The sequence below is a fragment of the Ruegeria sp. HKCCD7628 genome, from assembly GCF_057221005.1.
On sequence record NZ_JBWVBA010000010.1, the window covers coordinates 42,078 to 60,955 of the forward strand.

Consider the following 18,878-nt stretch of genomic DNA (forward strand, 5'->3'; position numbering starts at 1 on the left):
ACTCGTGACGGAAACCTTCGATCATATCGTCATCGGCGGCGGCTCTGCCGGCGCAGCCGCTGCAGCGCGACTGGTCAACCAGGGCAAGTGCAGGGTTCTGGTGCTGGAGGCCGGGCATTCGCACCGCCATCCGTTGCTGGACATGCCGCCGGGTATCTTCAAGATGATCAACGGGTCCAAGTTCATGACCTACCACCAGACCGAACCGCAGGACCACCTGGACGGTCGCGTGCATGACATTCCGCAGGCCAACGTGCTGGGTGGCGGGTCGTCTGTGAATGCCCAGGTCTATATGCGTGGCCGCCCTTCTGATTATGACGCGTGGGAAAACCTGCTCCGACAGACCAACGACAGAGTCGGCTGGGGATGGGATGATGTGCTGCCCTACTTCCGCAGGATGGAAGACAACAACAGGCTTCACAATGACCTGCATGGCAGCAACGGTCCGGTGCAGGTCTCGGATCCGGGGCACATCGACGACATGTCACGTTGGTTCGTTCAGTCGGTGCAGGCCCTTGGCGAACCATTCAACACGGACTTCAACGGCGCAACGCAGCGCGGTGTCGGGTTCTATCAGTTCACCAATCGCGCCGGTAAGCGCAGTTCGTCGGCTTATGCTTTTCTCGCCCCTCTCGAGACGAACCCGAACTTGACCATCCGGCTTGGCGCAACGGTCAGCAAAGTCATCATCGAAAACGATAAGGCCGTCGGCGTGCAGTATCGAGACAAACGCGGAGCCCACACGGTCCGGTGCGATGGTGAAGTTGTCGTTGCGGCGGGCGCTCTGGTGACGCCAAAAATCCTAATGCTATCAGGCATCGGACCTGATGCACATCTTGCCGATCACTGTATTCCCGTGATCTGCCCATTGCCGGGGGTTGGCCAGAACCTGATTGACCACCCCGAAGTTCCAATTACCGCCTTTGCCAACGGTCCCTACGGATACTTCAAACAAGGTGAGGGCTGGCGGATGCTTCGCAACGGCATCCAGTTCAAACTGTTCGGCAGCGGACCGGTGACTTCCGCCGGAGTCGAAGCCGGCGCGTTTGTCAATCCGTCGATTCCTGATGGAGAACCGACCATCCAAGCCTTTTGCGTGCCAATTGTTTATCTGGATCGCGACGCTCTGGACGAGGTGCAGGACGACTTTGGCCTGACCGTTACGACCGTCGTGGTCAAACCGAAATCACGCGGAGAGGTCCGACTTCGCTCGGCCGATCCTCACACCATGCCAGTGGTCTCGCCCAACCTTCTGAAGCATGAAGACGACATGCAAGAGATGATCCGGGGGCAGCGGTTCTTTCGCCGGGCATTCACGTCGGGCCCGCTTGCTCAAAGGGTTCGCGAAATCGTCATTCCGATAGCGGACGACGAACAGACGCTGCGAACACATTGTAAGAGATTCGTAAAAACCAACTATCACCCGGCGGGCACTGCCAAAATGGGTCGGGACGGCGACGGAATGGCAGTGCTGGACGCCAGAATGCGTGTGCGCGGGATCGAGCGCTTACGGGTTTGCGACATGTCCGCAGTGCCTGACATCAACGCCGGCAACACAAACGCACCTGCCATGATGCTTGGCGAACGATGCGCCGACCTGATCCTTGGCATCGGATCAGCACGCGAGGGACGCAATTCTTAACCTAAGCTGCGGCGTCGTCCGTCATTGATCCGATTTCTGGCGCAAAAAATGGCGTCGCGCTGCCCGCCCGACCGAAAACGGATTTCCCTAGATGTTTTCCGACTAATTCGAACTAGCCTCAGTTTGCCGCGGAAACCGCGAACCTATCCGGAACAAAGTTGACGCCACTCGCTAAGGGCGGCGGCGCGGGTCAGCTTGAATGTATCTCTGCTGGTGAGATCGCTCCTCGTTAAAGTGGTTGTAGACGGAGGAATGGACGGGGGCGAATGTCTGTAAACTTCGCACCCGTATGAACCGCTGCATTACGCGTTCGCGTCGTCGAAACGGCAGGTGCGAATTCTCGACGCGGTTGTTGAGCCACCTGCTCGTCCTTTGTTTTTCGGTAACGCCAAGCTCTCTGAGAGCGGCTCTGTATGAGGCAAAGAGATCCGTGACGATAGTTTCCGCTTTGCCGTGTCGCTTCATCAATTTCTCAAGGAATTTCAATGCTGCAGCATTGTTTTGGCGCTTGGTGACAACAGCTTCCAATACCTCGCCTTCCTGATAAACGGCCCGCCAAATATAATGCCGCTTGCCATTTACCTTCACGAAAACCTCGTCAACGTGCCACTTCCATTTGGAGAACGCGCGCAGCAGCTGAACACGCTTCCGCCTTATATCAGCAGCAAACATCGGGCCAAACCTGTGCCACCAAAATCGAACAGTTTCGTGGCGCACGTCGATGCCTCGCTCGTGCAGCAGATCTTCGACATTCCGAAGCGAGAGCGGGAAAGGATGTACAGCATCACCGCAAAGCGGATGATCTCGGGACTGGTTTTGAAGCATTTAAATGGTGATCGTCTTTCCATCCACAAAGGCTATGAATGCCCCCTTGCCCGCCTCAAGCCTAGTTCTTCTGACAAAACCTACATTGCAGCGATTCAGACATCAGTCAGAGAGCCGCGCGCGCCAGACCTCAAATCGTTCGAGAACGTCTGGGTCGGTTGCAGGATAAAGTCCAATTACGGGGGTGCTTTTTCGCACCTCTTCCAGAACGAAGCGTTCGAACAGCTCCATTGGGCCTGCCTCGATCGCAATGTCATCGGCGAGGTGGCGTGGGATAATCATGACACCATCGCCATCACCCAGAACGATGTCACCAGGATAGACCGCCACGCCGCCACACCCGATTGGCAAACCGATATCTACCGCATGATGTTTCGTAAGGTTGGTTGGGGCAGACGGTTTTGCAGCAAAGACTGGCATCTCAAGTGCTGCGGCACCGTCGGCGTCGCGAATTCCACCATCCGTGACAACGCCCGCTGCTCCGCGCATTTCCAGTCGCGTCAAAAGGATCGAACCTGCCGAGGCCGCCGATGCATCCTGCCGACAATCCATGACCAATACCGCGCGTTCAGGACATGTTTCCACGGCCACGCGCTGCGGGTGATCTGGCTCACGAAACGCCTCGATCGGGTCGGTGTCAGGCCGAGCAGGAATGTAGCGCAGTGTAAAAGCCGGGCCGACAAGGGAGGGCTTGCCCTTGCCCAATGGGGCAACGCCTTGAACATAGGCGTTTTGATAACCGCGTTTGTAAAGCAGCGTGGCCACAGTCGCTGTGCTGACCTTTGACAAGCGATCAAGCGTATCCGGATGCAGTTTGATCGTTTCGGCAGGCTGAGGGTTCGGCAAGGGCTGGATCCTTCTGCTAAGGCTGTTGGCAACTATCGAGCAGGCTTTGGTTGACGGGAACAAGTGCACCTTTGCCTTGCACGACATGCCCTGCCAGTTTGCAGGCCAGTGCTATGCTGTCAGGTAAGGATTTTTCCGTTGCCAGCCCCGCCAGAATGCCAGCGTTGAAACTGTCGCCTGCAGCAGTCGTATCCACAACCGAGGCCAGAGGCGGAACATGGACAGAGCCCTCTGCGCCGCGAGTACGAAAAATGACCGTTTCTGCGCCATTCTTGACAACGATCGTTTCTGCACCCGCCCTTGCATAGCGCTGCAAAGTGGCCGCGGGGTTCATGTCGCTGAACCAAAGTGCCTCGTCCTCGAATGATGGCAAGGCAATATCGCTAACGGCGGCCGCCTGCATGATGTTCTCGGTCATCTCAGAGGGGCTGTCCCAAAGATGCGGGCGCAGATTGGGGTCGAAGGCAATCCGTTTTCCGGCACGCCGCGCTGACCGAGCAACGTCAAGCAAGGCAGCGCGCCCTTCAGGGTTCAAGATTGCCAGAGTGATGCCCGAGAAATAAATGAGATCAGATTGCGTCATGGCGTGGGCAAGTGCTTGCTTGTCTTGGGCCAATAGGCGTGCGGCCGACTGGCCGCGCCAATAGGTAAAACTGCGTTCCCCGTTGTTTAGCGTGATAAGATACAACCCCACTGAACGGTTTGGCACGATCCGCACCTTCTGGGTGTTGACCCCGCTTTCGCGCATGACACTCAGCATCCGTGATGAGATGGCGTCATCTCCGACGGCTGTAAAATAGGACAAGGGCGTTTCGGGTGTGAGTTGGGCCAGATACCAAGCTGTATTGAACGTGTCTCCGGCGAACCCCATTTGATACGTGCTTGGCGCGTCAGTTGGGGCCATTTCGGCCATACATTCACCTATCGCGAGAATTCGCATATTCCGGTTTCCAGTACTTCGAAGTTTGGCAAACGGTAGCGTTCGACAATTAGGTAACCTGTTCTGCAGTGGTCACGAGAACAGCATCCCACCATTGATATCGACATTGGTCCCGGTCAGATAAGCCGAGTCCTCGCTTGCCAGAAACGCCACGAGGTTCGCAACGTCCTGAGACTGGCCTTGCCGCTTGAGCGGCGCAGCAGCTTCTAGCCCCCGACGGCCTGCATCGGGAGTATGGATGTTATGGAAATCCGTGTCGATCATGCCTGGGCAGATTGCGTTGACACGGATATCCGGACCCAGTTCTTTTGCAAGACTACGGGTGAGCGTCATGACCCCGCCTTTTGACGTTGCATAAGCCGACGCACCCGGGCCACCACCGTCGCGACCCGCCTGACTGGCGATGTTTACAATGGCCCCGGATTTCATATGCAGCAGTGCCGCTTTGACCATAAGAAACGTGCTGGTCAGGTTGAGATCCATGACAGCCTGCCAATGCTCAAGCGACATCTCGGCGATTTTCTTGCGCGCGATCAAACCTCCGGCATTGTTCACCAGAATATTCAGGCTGCCATAGGTATCGACCGTCTTGGCGATCAACGCATCGACCTCTTCGGGTTTGTTCAGGTCGCCTTGCATTGCAAACGCCTGTCCACCGATCTTTTTGATCTCGGCTACGGTTTCCTCGGCGCCGGCACTACTGGCGAAGTAGTTCACCGCGACATTTACCCCTTCGGAGGCGAGTTTGACAGCGCAGGCGCGCCCGATATCGCGGCCACCACCCGTGACAATTGCGGTCTTTCCCTGAAGTCTCATGGTTGCTCTTTCCCGTTCAATTGGTGCTGCTATGCGTGACTGATGGATCTGACGCTAAAGCTTGGCAAAATAGTCGAAGATTTCCGGCACGTTGCCGTCGCCCATGCCTGCGTCCGCTGCTGCCTGAAGGTTGTTCGCGGTTCCTTCAGCGATCTCGGCACGAGTGCCCACGTCCTCGGCCAGCTTCAGGAAGTATCCAAGATCCTTGTTGGCGTTGTTAATCGAAAACCCCAAATCGCTGACACCATCCACCGCGTAGTTCTTACAAAACTGCATAAAGGGGGAATTGGACGGTCCAGCTGACATGATGTCAAAAAGCTGCTGTTTGTTTACCCCTGAGCGTTCAGCCACAGCAAAGGCTTGGCTCATGGTGCAAGCTGTCGTCATGCCCATATAATTGTTGATGAGCTTGGTCACATGGCCCGCACCCAGTTCGCCGAGGTGAAAGACATTTTCCCCCAGTACATCCAGGACAGGTTTCACCTTCTCAAAGGTGGCTATATCGCCCGCTGCCATGATGTTCAGCAAACCGTCCTTGGCGTGCGCGGGTGTGCGTCCCAGCGGCGCATCAATCATACCAGCACCTTTTGCGGCCAAGTCTGTGCCGATTTTGCGTGTGGACGCTGGGATCGAGGTGCCAAAGTCAATGACCACAGCACTATCTTTGATGCCTGCCAGGATGCCGTCATCGCCGTAGATCAGGCTTTCGACGACATCCGATGTTGTTACACAAAGCATCACGATATCGCTGTTTTCAGCAAGCTCGCGTGGCGTTGTAACCTCTACAGCACCGCGGTTGACAGTGGCTGCGACGGCTTCCTTGTTCCGACCCATAACAACCAGATCAAAACTGTTGTTTTGCAGGCACTTTGCCATGTTACCGCCCATAAGACCGAGGCCGATGAAACCGATGACGGGCTTTGTCATATCTGACTCCTTAAACTCTTTCCAATTGGGCTTCGCAGAGCGCCGTGACCCCTGCCTGCGCAACTTCGAGATCCTGAGCTGGCGAGCCCGAGCTGACACCGATCCCGCCAACCACCTGTCCGTCGACCTTCACGGGAAGGCCACCTGCAACGGTCACCATTCGCCCACCCAGCGTTGAGGATATTCCGTGTGCGGCCATGCCTGGCTGATTTGCTTCACCAAGAGCATCGGTTCCTTTTTGGATGCCGGTTGCAGTGAAACTCTTGTCGATGGCCAAAATGATGCTGGTAATCTTGCCACCATCCATCCGCTCAAAGGCAATGAGGTTGCCGCTTTCGTCTGTGACGGCAATACACATCGGTACGCCGATTTCCTGCGCTTTGGCTCGCGCTCCTGCGATCAACTTGCCCGCGTCATCGATGTCCAGGCGTCTTATTGTCAGCATCGCCTCATTCTCCTTTGATTTAGGGGCCAATGATTAGGTTCGGCAGCGTCAGCGATATTGCCGGTACAAAAGTGATCAGCATGAGCGCGGCAAAGATGGCGAGGTAGAAAGGCCAAATCGTTTTGACCGCTTTCTCCATCGGTAGTTTTCCAACAGCACAACCCACAAAGAGACAGGTCCCGACAGGTGGGGTGCAAAGACCAAGACCGAGGTTCACCAAAAGGATCATGCCGAACTGTAGCGGATCGATGCCCAGCATGTTCATCACCGGCAGGAAAATCGGTGTGCAGATCAGGATCAACGCGGCCATATCCATGATCATCCCCAAGAGCAACAGCACAGCGTTGATCATCAACAAGATCAGGATCGGGTTTTCTGTGATACCCAACAGGAATTCGACTGTTTTTGTCGGCACCCGGTTGAACGTCAGCATATAGGCAAAGGCACCGGCGCAGGCGATCAGGATCATCACCATAGACGTTGTGCGCACCGAAGAGATAACGGCGGTTTTGAAGTTTTCCCAGGACAGGCTGCGATAGACAACAAGTGTCACCACAAATGCATACATTGCCCCGAACGCGCCGGATTCAGTGACCGTAAAGACGCCTGACAAGACCCCTCCAACAATGATCACGGCCGTCAACAAGCCAGGGATCGATCCAACAAAGGCGATGGCCAGTGCGGTCCAACCCGGAAACTGTTCGGCCTGATAGCCGCGCTTGACCGCCACGACATAGGCGGCAATCGCAAGGCAGCAACACATAAGGACACCGGGCACAACTCCGGCCAAGAACAGTTTTGAGATTGAAACTACACCGCCTGTTGCGAGGGCAAAGATGATCATGTTGTGGCTGGGTGGGATAATGATCCCGGCAATTGATGATGTCACTGTGACGTTCACCGCATAGTCGGCGTCATAACCTTTGTCTTTCATCACTGGGATCAGAATTGACCCAAGCGCCGAGATATCTGCAATTGCCGATCCGGAAATGCCACCAAACAACATGGACGAGAAGACATTGACGATACCAAGCCCACCGCGCACAGCGCCTACGGCGGCCTGCGCGAACCGAACCAACCGGATCGCGATTCCACCGTGAAACATCAGCTCGCCCGCAAAGATGAAAAACGGGATCGCCATTAGGGAAAAGACGTTGATCCCGGACACGATACGCTGGAACCCAACAAACATCGGCAATCCTTCAAACCAAAAGGAAGCCAATGCAGCGATACCAAGGGCGTATGCCACTGGAGCGCCGATGATGACACATAGGGCAAAAACCCCCAAAAGAATCATGAGTCCCATGACTATCCCTGATCTATGTTGTCTTGGCGTTCGTCTCGGCCCTGAAACAGGCGGATCAGATGGCCAGTGGAAAAAAGGAACACCAACGCGCCGCTGATTGTCAGTGGCAAGGAGCGCAAGCCCTCTGACCATTGGATGAGCGGGATCAGGGTGTTCCATTTGAATATTGTCAGCTCGATCCCGTACCAAAACATCATGCCACCGAAACCTGCCATCAGGACATCAGTGAGCACGACGAAAACCGTTCGCACAGAGGGTGGGACTAAATTGCGGAACACGACAACAGAGAGGTGCGTGTGATTGTGCACACCCGCAGCCGCTCCGAGAAACGCGATGACCATAACCAAAAGCAGTGAAACCTGCTCAACCCAAGTGGGCGTGTTGTTCAGAACGTAGCGACCGAACACCAGCCAGGCAAAGATCGCAGTCATAACGACAATGGCGATGCCAGACAGCAACATGCAAACTCGTGCGAGCAGATCAAGAATCCTGTCCATGTTGCGCATGGCGGCAGGGGCGGTATCGGGCTCTTGCATTGGATTTCCTCTGAGACAAAACGCCCGGCATCCAATTGGCGGAGCCGGGCGCTCAAAGTTGAACTGTTAAGACAACTTATTCAGTGGCTTGCGCCATTTCTACCAACGCTTTCATATCAGGATTTGCAGCCAAGTAGTCTGCATAAACCGAATCCATTGCGGACTGGAATGGGCCTTTGTCGGCGATTTCATTGACGGTGATGCCGGCCGCTTCAACATCTTTACGCGCTTGTTCAGAACCAATTGCCCAAAGCTCACGCTGGACCAATGCGGCTTCTTCTGCTGCACCGCGCACAGCGGCTTGCAATTCAGGAGACAGCGCATTGAATTTGGCCGTGTTAACGCAGATGCACTCCGGGATAATCAGGTGTTCGGACAAAGAATAATTTGTGGTCACTTCATAGTGACCGACATTCTTGAACGACGGGAAGTTGTTCTCCGCACCATCAACAACGCCGGTTTTCAGCGCTTGCTGAACTTCGGAGAATGCCATTGGAGACGGGTTACCGCCCATAGCTGAAATCATAGATGTATAAAGATCGTTGTTCATCACACGGATTTTCAGACCTTCGACATCTGCGGGCGTGTTGATCGGCTTTTGGCTGTAGAAAGAACGCGCACCGGCATCAAACCATGCCAGTGGCAGAACACCTGCTTCACCCATCGCAGCTGAAACAACCTCACCGGCGTCGCCGTCCAGCACGCGGAACATGTGCGGCACATCTTTGAAGATGAAAGGAAGCGATACAAGGTTAGCTTCTTTCACCATTGGGCCAATAGGACCGAGGTTGAAGTTACCAACCTCGATTGCGCCGATACGAACCTGTTCTAGGGCATCCGGTTGGGAACCAAGAACACCACCGTGGAACACATCGACGGTAACTTCGCCGTCTGTAGCGGCGTCAACCAGTTCGGCAAACTTGTCCATTGCAGCCGTGTTGGGATGGCCGTCGTTGTGGATATTCCAGGCTCGCCAGTTTTCGGCTGAAGCTGACGTTGCAATGAATGCCACAGCGGTCGCAGTTGCAAAGAACGATTTCGTGAAAGTCATGGGTTCTCCTCCCCGGTTATTTTTGGACAGGATTTGGCTTTCATGGAATTTCAGAGACCGTAAGCCACGTAGCTTTCGATTTCCCCCAAGAACCAGAATCGCTGCTGCCCTTAACGGGACACTAGTATCCAAGTTATGTCAACTGTAGGCTTTTAGTATGTCAGATTGCTTGACAGTCGAAAGCGCAGGGCATTTGATAGGTGACAGGCCTACATTGGTTCACTCAAGCAAAACAAAATAGAATATTCTATTTGTTTCAATACCATAACAGTGGATCTGTAATTTGAAACGTGACTAAGACAGAGGGCGCAAGCAACATACCGTGGAAGAAATTGTCAGACGAACCACAACCGATGCGGTCTATGAAGCGCTACACGACGAGATCGTTTCGCTTGAAATTCTTCCCGGTACAAAGCTATCCGAAACAGAGGTAGCCAGCCGATTCGGCGTATCACGCCAACCTGTTCGCAACGCATTCACAAGGCTCGGTAACGAAGATCTGCTCTTAATACGACCACAAAAGGCGACCGTAGTTCGAGGGTTTTCTATGGAGCGTGTGGCTCTCGCGCGATTGGTTCGAATGGCGGTGGAGCTAGAGATCGTCCATCGAGCAATGGAAGTTTGGGGCGCAGCAAGTGAAGCAAAACTTGAAGAAAATCTTGCCTTACAAGAGCAGGCGATCAGTGACGGTGATCTATCGGCGTTTCACTCGCTGGACTATGATTTTCACAAACTGATCTACGTGCTCAGCGGCAATCCGATGGCATTTGATGTAATGCTAGAATCCAAGCAAAAGGTTGACCGGCTTTGTATGCTCAGTCTTGAAAAGGGCAGTGCCGCAGACGCAATCCTCGCCGATCACCGAGAGATTGCACAGGCCATGGCGGCAGGAGACCATGACCAAGCGCAAGCCGCTGTCAGAAAACACCTGTCCCGCCTCGACGAAACCATCGACTTCATCCACAAGACGCACCCAGGCTATTTTGAGTAACCGAGGCCATGCGATCTGGTGGTCTCAGGCCGTTCCTCGTTCCGGACGATCATTATCAATATTGAATTTCATGCCGTCCAAAAGCTCTTCCAAATCGGGACGTGCCGCAGGGCCGTTAGAGATATCGGCCAGCATCAGTGTTCCATTCGGACGGATGGCAAACGCGCCAGGTTCGGCGAACAGACCCGTCGTTTCTGCATCAGATAGAGGCGATGACACGTAAAGACCAAGCGCGCGCATTTGCGCTTCAGTCATTCCATAGCAAAGATCAAAATCCCAGCCGAATTCTGCTTTGTCTGCCGCAGCTTTTTCTTTGGTGTCGGCAGAGACAACAATAACGTCCATAACGTCAGCCCATGCCGACAGCGCCGCATTCAACTTGTTCAAAAAGCGCTTGCAGCGTGGACAATGCTTACCTCGATAAACAAACAAAATGGTCCAGCGGTCTTTTTGTTGACCGATCGTAACCTGGTCATCAGACCCCAGCCTTAAAAAACTCATTTGCTCGATTTGCGCGCCGACATTTGGTTTGGCTGAGGTCATGAGTCGTTCCTTTCTTCTACAAACAAGGGCTTTGCGCGGATACCGTTAGCTTAGTTCATGTCACGTCAAGGCAATTATTGAAACCAAGATCGCGATATCATTTAGTGCTTGAAAGGCACGCTCGATCTAAGATTGCTGTCAGTTAACGAGGAATCACCGATACCTACCCGCCGTCACTCTACGCCCCTCATTGCAGCCGGGCTTCTAATGCCGTAACAGGTGTGAGCGCAACCAGCGTACTTGTGTCGAATTCAACGCGACCTGATCACCTGTGGCCCCCAAGAAAACTTTAGAATCGAGACCAGAACGTTCAAACGATCGGTCCGGTGAAACCCAAAACGTCACCGTTACTAGTTAACTGTAACTTTAGGCTCGAAGCCGTCGGTCGCTGCGCTTTGTACGAATGGCCGGTTTTGGTGAAAGCAACCATCAGCCGATTGCATCGTCAATGACCGCTATGCGGACAAAGCCGCCCGATGCTGGCGCAGCGGAAATCAAATCGATTGCTCGACAGTGTCACGGTATCGCCCGCGACGGGCAGCACGATTTCTCGATACCGGACGTTCAAATCATGCATATAGGCCAAAACTTTATCAGGCCGTTCGCTTCGCTCGGATACATTGTTTCAAATGCGGAGCAAGCTGCCTTATGCTGCTGCGGAGACAACTGGCTTGTTGCGCCACTGTACCTTTGAAAGACAAGCACCCGCCCAGCCAAATATTTTTAGCGAGCGCAGTTTCCGTAACGTTTTTTTTAGTGTTAACTTCGCAGTGCTGCCCGCATTTTGGAGGAGAGGGGCAAACCTTGGAACGCAGGCTTGCCGCCATATTCGCCGCAGACGTAGTCGGTTTCAGCCGTATGATGGCCGAGGATGAGGTGGGCACTTTCGAACGTTTGACCACGGTGCGCCAAGACATCCTCACCCGTTTGATAGATGAAAAGAACGGACGGATCGTCAAGCTTATCGGCGACGGACTGCTGGCCGAATTTGCAAGCGTTGTTGATGCAGTCGAGGCTGCGATCCAGATACAAGAGGCGGTTAAGGACAGAAACGACACCATTGATCCCCACCAGCGTATCGAATTGCGGATTGGTATCAACCTGGGAGATCTAATCATCGATGGCGACGACATTTACGGAGACGGTGTTAACATTGCGGCGCGCCTGGAACCCCTAGCTACGCCCGGAGGCATCTGCATCTCGCGCGAGGTTTACGAACACACGCGCGGCAAAGTCAGTAAGCCATTTGAATCTGCGGGAGTCCACCGGGTCAAAAACATACCTGAGCCTCTCACGGTATTTCGGATGGCGGACCCGAATGGCTCGAAATACACTTCACTGTCTCGCTTCAAAGTTCGAGGCGCTGTCACGGCGGTGGTGGTAATAGCGGTTCTTTCAGGTGCCGCTTTTATATTGCGTGATGGCATAGTTGCCCTTTTCGGCGGCGCTGAAAGTGAAATCATCGCGGCAGAGGACGGGTTGCCTTCTCTCGTCGTGTTGCCCTTTGAAAACCTCGGGCTGCCAGACGCGGAACGCTACATCGCAGATGGGCTCACGGACGATCTGATTACAGATTTCTCGAAAGTCGCCGGGCTGATGGTGATCGGCAGCAACACCGCGTTTTCCTATCGGGACCGGACAATCGACAGCAGGTCTATCGGTCGCGAGTTGGGGGTGGGCTATGTTCTCGAAGGCAGCGTGCGCAGAGCGGGAACTCGGCTTTTGGTCAACGCGCGGCTGACAGATGTGAGCAGCGGGCAGACAGTATGGGCCGAGCGGTTGGAGCGAGACGAAGCCGATATTTTCTCCATGGAGGCTGGCCTGATAAACGAGATCATTGATCAACTTGGTGTGGATGTGAGTGTGTCCGAAAAGGAGCGGATCGAACGCCTACCTACAACGGATCTGGAAGCATATGACTTCTTTCTCAGAGCCGAAGAAGCCGCTCGCAGCGGCTTTCGGCCCAAGCTGCGCGAAGCGTTGAGCCTCTATTCGGAAGCAACCGCAATCGACCCGACTTTTGCCAGGGCATTCGCGGCACAGGCCCGCACCGAGGCATTGATCATGCGCCGCAACTATGACGATGTGCTGCCCTTTCCTGTCGCCCGGAAACGCGCCTACGAACATGCCGGTCGTGCCTTAGAAATTGATCCCGATGCGGCGATGCCTTTTGCAGTATTAAGCGAGTTGCAGACTGTGGATCGAAGGTATGAGGAAGCGATGCGCTCGGCGCAGCTTTCTGTCGAGAAGGCCCCCGGTGAAGCATCTGCCTATCTTGCGCTGAGCTTTGCGCAAACATTCTACGGACGACATGAAGAGGCGATCGAGAATTTCGAAACGGCTCTGCGTCTCAACCCACTATTGCCGGGCTATGCACGTCAGATCGCAAGCTTGTCCTATATTCTGACAGGGCGTCCCCAACGTGCCGTCGAAATCCTTGAGGAGATAAAAGGCAATTCTCAAGGCATTGAAGACTACTTTAACATCCTCGCTGCCGCCTATGGAGAGGCTGGCCAGACGCAAAAGGCGCAAGCAACTGCAGACGAGGTGGCCGAATTTGCTCCACATACTTCGGCGCAACTCTACAAGGTCTTGTTTGCGCATTTTCGGAAGCAGAAAGAACTCGATCGGATCATTGATGCAATGTTGACTGCGGGCGTGCAGGAATGGCCCTTCGACTTTCAACCTGGCGCGCGCGAAAAGCTATCTGCCGACGCGATTACTGCTCTGATCGATGGCAACGTATGGCAGGGAAACTTCGAAGGCCGCGGACCCGGCTTGATGCAGATTTCAGAGAACGGAAGTATGGCCTTACGCGCATCCACATTGTTTGTCACTGGATCGGCATTTGTGAAAGATGACATATTGTGCTTGCAACAACCCGGTCTTTCGCTTGGTCGCCCGGCTTGTGGCATGGTCTACAAAAATGCCGAAGAAGAGGTCGGGGCGAGCGCGCCTTACAGCTACATCAACCCGCATATTCTGTTTCACTTTAGACCTGGCGGATGACCATCATCCGAGGTGCGCGTCAGTTGGAGTAATCCTTGGCTGCCAGCGGCTTGGTCTTCTCCCAATTCGCATCCGCCTTGGCGATCACCGCCTCCCCTTCTGGGTGGTCAAGCATTTCTGCTCCGGTCGGGTCCGATATAAAGTAAAGCTTCCCATCGATGATCCGCCAGGAATTTACTGGGTCGATATTTTCAGATGCGTTGGCCCCAAGGCCGACACCCAATGTGCAATACCCGCCGTATTGCGGAGCGTATTTGGTTGGGTCAGACTTAAACAGTTCGCGGTTCTCCGCGCTGTTGAAGTGCCACGGCGTGCCAAGCCAATCATATGCGAACTCACTTGACCCCTTTACCGCTCGGCTTTCGGTGAAATAGGCAACAGTATCATAACCTTTGATTGCAACATCGCCGAAAGGCCCAGTGTTGATGGGCTCATCCGCCAGCGCACTCGTGGTCATGCCTGCAATAACCAGCCCGCTCATCAGAAGTCGAATGTTCATTTTTTGACCTTACCTTATGTGCCTGCCTCCAAACACAGGCGGTGAAATTCCGGGCCGAAGGCGTCTGGCGGCGGGCATGTGGCTCCGTTCTGCTTCAGCAGCCCAACGATATCATAGTGTTTACGGAACATCGTTCGGATTAGAACCGAAAAGCCATCGTTATCGAGTGTCACAATATCCGCACCGTTGTCGAGTAGTAGCTCGATCATCTCGATATGACCCTCATCGGCCGCCATGAAGATGGGTGACTTTTCGGCCCTGTTGATGCGTCCATTCACGTCTGCGCCTTTAGCGAGAAGCAGCTGTGCTGTCTCAATCTTACCGCCGAAGGCAGCCGCGTGAAGTGGAGTGAAGCCGCTGTGGTTACGCGCCATCACGTCAGCCCCTGCTTCGATCAGAGCCGCAGCGGTTTCGGTGTTTCCCGCCAACGAAGCAGCGATCAAGGGCGTAGCCTTGTTCGGCCCCCGCTCATCAACCGAGATACCGCTTTCCAACAGAGCCTTAACGGTCGCTGTATCACCCTGCTTTGCTGCATCGAATAACTGACCTGCTTGAGCGGGCCCAAGTACAAAGAATGCCGTTGTAAAGATGGTAATAATCCAACGCATGGATCTACCTCCCCTGTTTGAAGTCTACAGTGAGCCGCTGTTTCGCGCAACGACGGCTTATTCGCTGCGGTGTTAAAGACGAATCCGATCGAGTGGGTTTAGTCCATGCAGCGGCCCCAGAGACAACGAGTGTTTTGTCCGCGATGGAGACGTAGTGCCTCCGAATTTCGCCGCAGCCGGCATGAGTGTTTGGTCTTTAATCTGCGCCGCGGCGCTCCGGTTAACGAGCAGTAATGCTGCAACGGCGTGGTCTACTGGTCGAGAAGGTCTGCTTCGGGCTCGAAGCAGTCATCCGACGGCATTAGCGATGAGACTGGTTTGTGGTTGCGAGCGGTCATTGGGGCCGCTCTCAGGATTGGTCCGACATCGGCCCTCCCTGCACTATTCAACGAGTTTTCAAGCTTGACGCTGAGGTTCTACCGCCGTCTGACCCTCTCTCGATTGCGCTCCCGACGTTCGATGTTGATCCGGTGGTCCCGGCCCAATGCCCGGTAGAATCCCAGTCCCTTGGACCAGTTCAGAAAATGGGCAAAGCTGTCGACCTGATCGTCGTTGCGCCCGCGTGGAAAGGACTGAAGCTCTCGTTTGAATACCGGCAGCCAGGGTGCGTCTGCAGGCAGATACACCTTGCCCTCTTCGACAGGACCGCAAGCGGACTGGAACCGGGTTTCCTTGTCCTTGTCGGGTTTAATGCGTTCGTAGCGCCGACGGTCATCACGAAACAGCTCGTCCAAAAGAGGTTTGCCTGAGGCAGCATCTTCGATCAGAACGCGATCCGGTTCCCAACGGTGAACAAGCTGCAGTGCCTTGGCTTTTAGGTCTGGGTAGTCTACCTGCCCGCGCCAGGCGTCGATAAGATACCACGCATTTTCGCGGAACCCCCAGGTTGTACAGGCCGAGAAGTCGGATCGGGGATCCGCTGACATGCCCGTATCCCAGCTCTGAACGACCAGCTGGAACCAACGACGATCTTCGATGGTCTCGTAGGTGCCAAACCACTCCCAGCGCAAGGGTGATCCGTCTGGCGCAATGGGGTTCTGCTGATACTGGCAATTGAACACGGCTGCGCCCATTTCACGACGCTTGGTATCCAGCGTGTTCTGATCCAGGCGCGACGGGCACAGAAGATCACCCGGCTTGCGGCGCATGACCCTTCCACGCCCAAGAGGAACCGTTTCATGGTCTTCGGCGATGGCAGGCAGATCCAGATGCCGATAGGTGCCGCGTTCGAGCAGATAACCCGGCGGATCCATCTCGTGCAGCTGCTGTGCAACCATAACCACACGCCCTTCGGCCGGGTTGTCGAAGCGCGACAGCAAGGTCCCCTCAATGAACTCCTGTGCCTTGACCAGCTCGGCCTCGGAACCCGCATCACCAGCTTTCAGCAGGTCATCGATGATGATGTAATCGGCGCCATGGCCAGTAACAGAACTGCCGATGGAGACAGCCTTGCGACTGCCTCCCTTTGTGGTGCGGATTTCTTCTGAGGTGTTGCCCTTTTTAGCCAAGACAGTTTCAGGGAACATTTCCCGGTACCAGCGCGCAGACATGATCCGACGACAATCTTCGGAATGCTTGCGCGCCAGATCCAGCCCGTAGCTGGCAACAATAATCTTGGCGCTCGGTGAGTGCCCAAGAAGATAAGCGACATATGCAACGGCCACGGTGACCGATTTCAGGCAACGCGGCGGAATGTTGATGATCAACCGCTTGTTCTCGCCGACGCGAACGTTGTCCAACTCATGGCACATGGCCCGCACATGCCAGGCCGGATCAAAGCTGCGGTCACTCCCCTGGTGCAGCGTGTCAAACACACGCCACACGAAGGGAAAGAAATTGTCCCGGCAAACCTCGCGCGCGGCTTGCTGGACCATTCTGGGATCAGGAGCCGTCATCTTCCGCCTCCTCATCTTCAGGACCGCCGTCACTGCCCAGTTGGCCGGAAAAGAAATCCCGGAGGATATCAAAGTCAACACTGTCCGGCTCAACCGCACAGGCGCTTTCTTGCGGCTCCATGTCACTCGTGTTGAACAGATCTGTGTCCAGCTTCAGCAGCGCCATCAGCATTTTCGTGTCACCCTTCAATGCGCTGGCCGTGACCCGCTTGGCAATTGCCTCCGCCTTGGAAATCCGGACTTCCCGGTTGCCTTCGCGGACGGTGATCTTGGCTTCCAATTCGCGTTTCAGGCTGGCATTAACCCCTTTAGCACCTTTCGGGCGCCCTTTTGGATTGCCGGAGCGGCCTTTCTTGAACTGGGTTGCTTTGGGCGGTTTGCCGTAACCCACCTCATAGTCCTTCGTATCGTCAGACATGATCCGCCTCCAGCTCTGAGGTGGCATTGGTTGCCGCAGAACGCGCATCGAACGTCTCGCCTGTCACCGCGTGCACGGCGTTCTCACCGGTCATCTTCTGCCAACGGCGGATCGCGACATCGACATAAGCCGGATCGAGCTCAATCAATCGCGCCCAGCGTCCGGTCTTCTCAGCCGCCAGCAAGGTTGCACCGGACCCTCCAAAGGCGTCCAGCACGAGATCGCCACGATGGCTCACATCCATGATGGCATCTGCAACCAGTGCCGTTGGCTTTACTGTGGGATGATCTGAAAGATCGGCCTCGCGCTCTGCCCCAAAGCTGTTCACTCCGGCATAATCCCATATATTGGTGCGGTTGCGCCCGTGTTTGCCCAATTCGACATTGTTGATATGCGCAGCACCGGGCTTCTTAAAGATTGCGACCAGCTCGTGCTTGGAGCGGTAAAGGCTGCCCATGCCTCCGTTTGTCTTGTTCCAGACGCAGAGGTTGATGAGGTCCAATCCACCTGCCTTGCCCGCCGCAATCAACTCTTCAATGTGACGCCAGTCCATGCAGATCATCGCAATGCCCCCGTCTGGCAGACGGCCAAACAAATGGGTAATCATGCCTGAAAGAAAGCCGCGGAACTCGCTATCCGACATTTCTCCCGACGCCATGGCAAATTCGCGATGAGCGCCATCGGTGCCACAGCGGACATGCCCATTGACCGGTACGTTGTAAGGCGGATCAGTGAAGATCATCTGTGGTGTCTCGCCTTCCAGCAAGGTGTCGTAGCTCTGGGCGTGCAAGGCATCTCCGCAGAAGATGCGGTGATCTCCGAGAAGCCAGAGGTCGCCCGGCTGCGTGATGACAGGTGCCGCAGGGTCCGGGGTGTCTACAGTTTCAGCTTCGGTCTCCGCAGCCTCGCTCGCAGCGTCGATGATGATGTCGATCTCCGGCGTTTCGAACCCGGTGATATCCAGATCAAAATCGAGCTCGCCATCAAGGCTGAGATCCATCAGCTCGGCAAACTCGATCTGCAGAGCAGCTTCGTTCCAATCCGACAGTTCCGCCAGCTTGTTATCCGCGATCCGCAGGGCGCGCACTTCCGCTTTTGACAAGTGATCCGCGACAACAGTCGGCACGGACATCAACCCCAGGGCCTTAGCGGCCTCATAGCGGCCATGACCCGCAATGATTGTGCCCGAACCATCCAAAAGGATCGGAGTGACAAATCCAAACTGAGCCACCGACGCCTTCAGCTTGTCAATACTCTTGGCCGCGTGCACGCGGTTGTTGTTGGCGTATGGCTTGATCTGGCTGATCTGAGATTGGACGACTTTGTCCGCCATCCAGATCGGTGTGTTGGACGCCTTGGCGTCGCTCTGTGTTTTTTTGGCAGACATAGCCGCCTCCTTTCGTTTGACGCTCGTTAGCGTCGACAAGAAAGGATCGTGTTGGGAATTCGGAGAGAGCACGATTAACAACTCTCCGGACCAATCGATCCGGTTCGTTGCCCCTTCGAATGCTCTCTGCGGAAACCTGTGTTTCCAATGAGTGCTGCCTGCGGGAGCAGTTTCCCGCCCTGATAGTCCGGGCG

At 55.0% G+C, this 18,878-nt stretch carries 17 protein-coding genes and 1 pseudogene; 3 read left to right on the top strand and 15 right to left on the bottom strand.

Translation table 11 applies throughout. The annotated features are described in order from the left end of the window. Window positions 1-4: 4 nt before the first annotated feature. On the top strand, window positions 5-1,642 hold the full coding sequence (locus AC2TAD_RS17920; protein WP_170750432.1) for a GMC family oxidoreductase: 1,638 nt from the start codon (window positions 5-7) through the stop codon (window positions 1,640-1,642). Window positions 1,643-1,785: 143 nt separating this feature from the next. Here the strand turns inward: AC2TAD_RS17920 and AC2TAD_RS17925 are convergent. From AC2TAD_RS17925 to AC2TAD_RS17965, 9 genes and pseudogenes are all read right to left on the bottom strand, one after another. Then, window positions 1,786-2,490: pseudogene (locus AC2TAD_RS17925) on the bottom strand (IS6 family transposase). Window positions 2,491-2,569: 79 nt separating this feature from the next. After that, window positions 2,570-3,313, bottom strand: coding sequence for a ribonuclease activity regulator RraA (locus tag AC2TAD_RS17930; protein ID WP_170750430.1), 744 nt, complete (start codon window positions 3,311-3,313; stop codon window positions 2,570-2,572). Between the two features lie 16 nt (window positions 3,314-3,329). Further along, on the bottom strand, window positions 3,330-4,253 hold the full coding sequence (locus AC2TAD_RS17935; protein WP_480720339.1) for a sugar kinase: 924 nt from the start codon (window positions 4,251-4,253) through the stop codon (window positions 3,330-3,332). A 72-nt stretch (window positions 4,254-4,325) separates the two neighbouring features. Continuing rightward, complete coding sequence (locus tag AC2TAD_RS17940; protein ID WP_170750426.1) at window positions 4,326-5,069, bottom strand: SDR family NAD(P)-dependent oxidoreductase; 744 nt, start codon at window positions 5,067-5,069, stop codon at window positions 4,326-4,328. A gap of 54 nt (window positions 5,070-5,123) precedes the next feature. Beyond that, window positions 5,124-5,996 (bottom strand): NAD(P)-dependent oxidoreductase, encoded by an 873-nt coding sequence (locus AC2TAD_RS17945; protein WP_170750424.1) that lies wholly within the window; start codon window positions 5,994-5,996, stop codon window positions 5,124-5,126. 10 nt (window positions 5,997-6,006) lie between these two features. After that, entirely contained in the window at window positions 6,007-6,441 is a 435-nt protein-coding gene (locus AC2TAD_RS17950) for a GlcG/HbpS family heme-binding protein (RefSeq protein ID WP_480869254.1), read from the bottom strand. 19 nt (window positions 6,442-6,460) lie between these two features. Beyond that, window positions 6,461-7,747, bottom strand: a complete 1,287-nt coding sequence (locus AC2TAD_RS17955; RefSeq protein WP_170750422.1) for a TRAP transporter large permease — start codon at window positions 7,745-7,747, stop codon at window positions 6,461-6,463. A gap of 2 nt (window positions 7,748-7,749) precedes the next feature. Beyond that, window positions 7,750-8,283, bottom strand: coding sequence for a TRAP transporter small permease (locus tag AC2TAD_RS17960; RefSeq protein WP_170558405.1), 534 nt, complete (start codon window positions 8,281-8,283; stop codon window positions 7,750-7,752). A gap of 76 nt (window positions 8,284-8,359) precedes the next feature. Further along, window positions 8,360-9,295 (bottom strand): TRAP transporter substrate-binding protein, encoded by a 936-nt coding sequence (locus AC2TAD_RS17965; RefSeq protein ID WP_331251779.1) that lies wholly within the window; start codon window positions 9,293-9,295, stop codon window positions 8,360-8,362. A gap of 361 nt (window positions 9,296-9,656) precedes the next feature. On the opposite strand from AC2TAD_RS17965, the gene AC2TAD_RS17970 reads away from it, so the two are divergent. After that, the gene (locus AC2TAD_RS17970; RefSeq protein ID WP_480869257.1) at window positions 9,657-10,325 is read left to right on the top strand and encodes a GntR family transcriptional regulator; all 669 of its coding nucleotides are present in this window, start codon (window positions 9,657-9,659) and stop codon (window positions 10,323-10,325) included. Between the two features lie 24 nt (window positions 10,326-10,349). On the opposite strand, the gene AC2TAD_RS17975 is transcribed toward AC2TAD_RS17970, so the two are convergent. Continuing rightward, window positions 10,350-10,868: a redoxin domain-containing protein gene (locus tag AC2TAD_RS17975; RefSeq protein ID WP_480869259.1), complete on the bottom strand. Its 519-nt coding sequence runs from the start codon at window positions 10,866-10,868 to the stop codon at window positions 10,350-10,352. 804 nt (window positions 10,869-11,672) lie between these two features. On the opposite strand from AC2TAD_RS17975, the gene AC2TAD_RS17980 reads away from it, so the two are divergent. Then, window positions 11,673-13,877: an adenylate/guanylate cyclase domain-containing protein gene (locus AC2TAD_RS17980; RefSeq protein ID WP_480869261.1), complete on the top strand. Its 2,205-nt coding sequence runs from the start codon at window positions 11,673-11,675 to the stop codon at window positions 13,875-13,877. 19 nt (window positions 13,878-13,896) lie between these two features. Here AC2TAD_RS17980 and AC2TAD_RS17985 read toward each other — a convergent pair whose 3' ends face one another. The 5 genes from AC2TAD_RS17985 to AC2TAD_RS18005 all read right to left on the bottom strand — a co-directional run bounded on the left by AC2TAD_RS17985 (window position 13,897) and on the right by AC2TAD_RS18005 (window position 18,684). After that, complete coding sequence (locus AC2TAD_RS17985; RefSeq protein WP_170752043.1) at window positions 13,897-14,376, bottom strand: YHS domain-containing (seleno)protein; 480 nt, start codon at window positions 14,374-14,376, stop codon at window positions 13,897-13,899. Between the two features lie 14 nt (window positions 14,377-14,390). Then, on the bottom strand, window positions 14,391-14,984 hold the full coding sequence (locus AC2TAD_RS17990) for an ankyrin repeat domain-containing protein (RefSeq protein WP_170752041.1): 594 nt from the start codon (window positions 14,982-14,984) through the stop codon (window positions 14,391-14,393). 416 nt (window positions 14,985-15,400) lie between these two features. After that, window positions 15,401-16,879: a phage terminase large subunit gene (gene terL / locus AC2TAD_RS17995; RefSeq protein ID WP_480869264.1), complete on the bottom strand. Its 1,479-nt coding sequence runs from the start codon at window positions 16,877-16,879 to the stop codon at window positions 15,401-15,403. After that, complete coding sequence (locus AC2TAD_RS18000) at window positions 16,866-17,297, bottom strand: DUF5681 domain-containing protein (RefSeq protein WP_170752099.1); 432 nt, start codon at window positions 17,295-17,297, stop codon at window positions 16,866-16,868. Before AC2TAD_RS18000 ends, terL begins: the two co-directional genes overlap by 14 nt. Further along, a complete protein-coding gene (locus AC2TAD_RS18005; protein ID WP_480869266.1) occupies window positions 17,290-18,684 on the bottom strand; it encodes a site-specific DNA-methyltransferase in 1,395 nt (464 codons plus the stop codon). Before AC2TAD_RS18005 ends, AC2TAD_RS18000 begins: the two co-directional genes overlap by 8 nt. Window positions 18,685-18,878 lie beyond the last annotated feature (194 nt).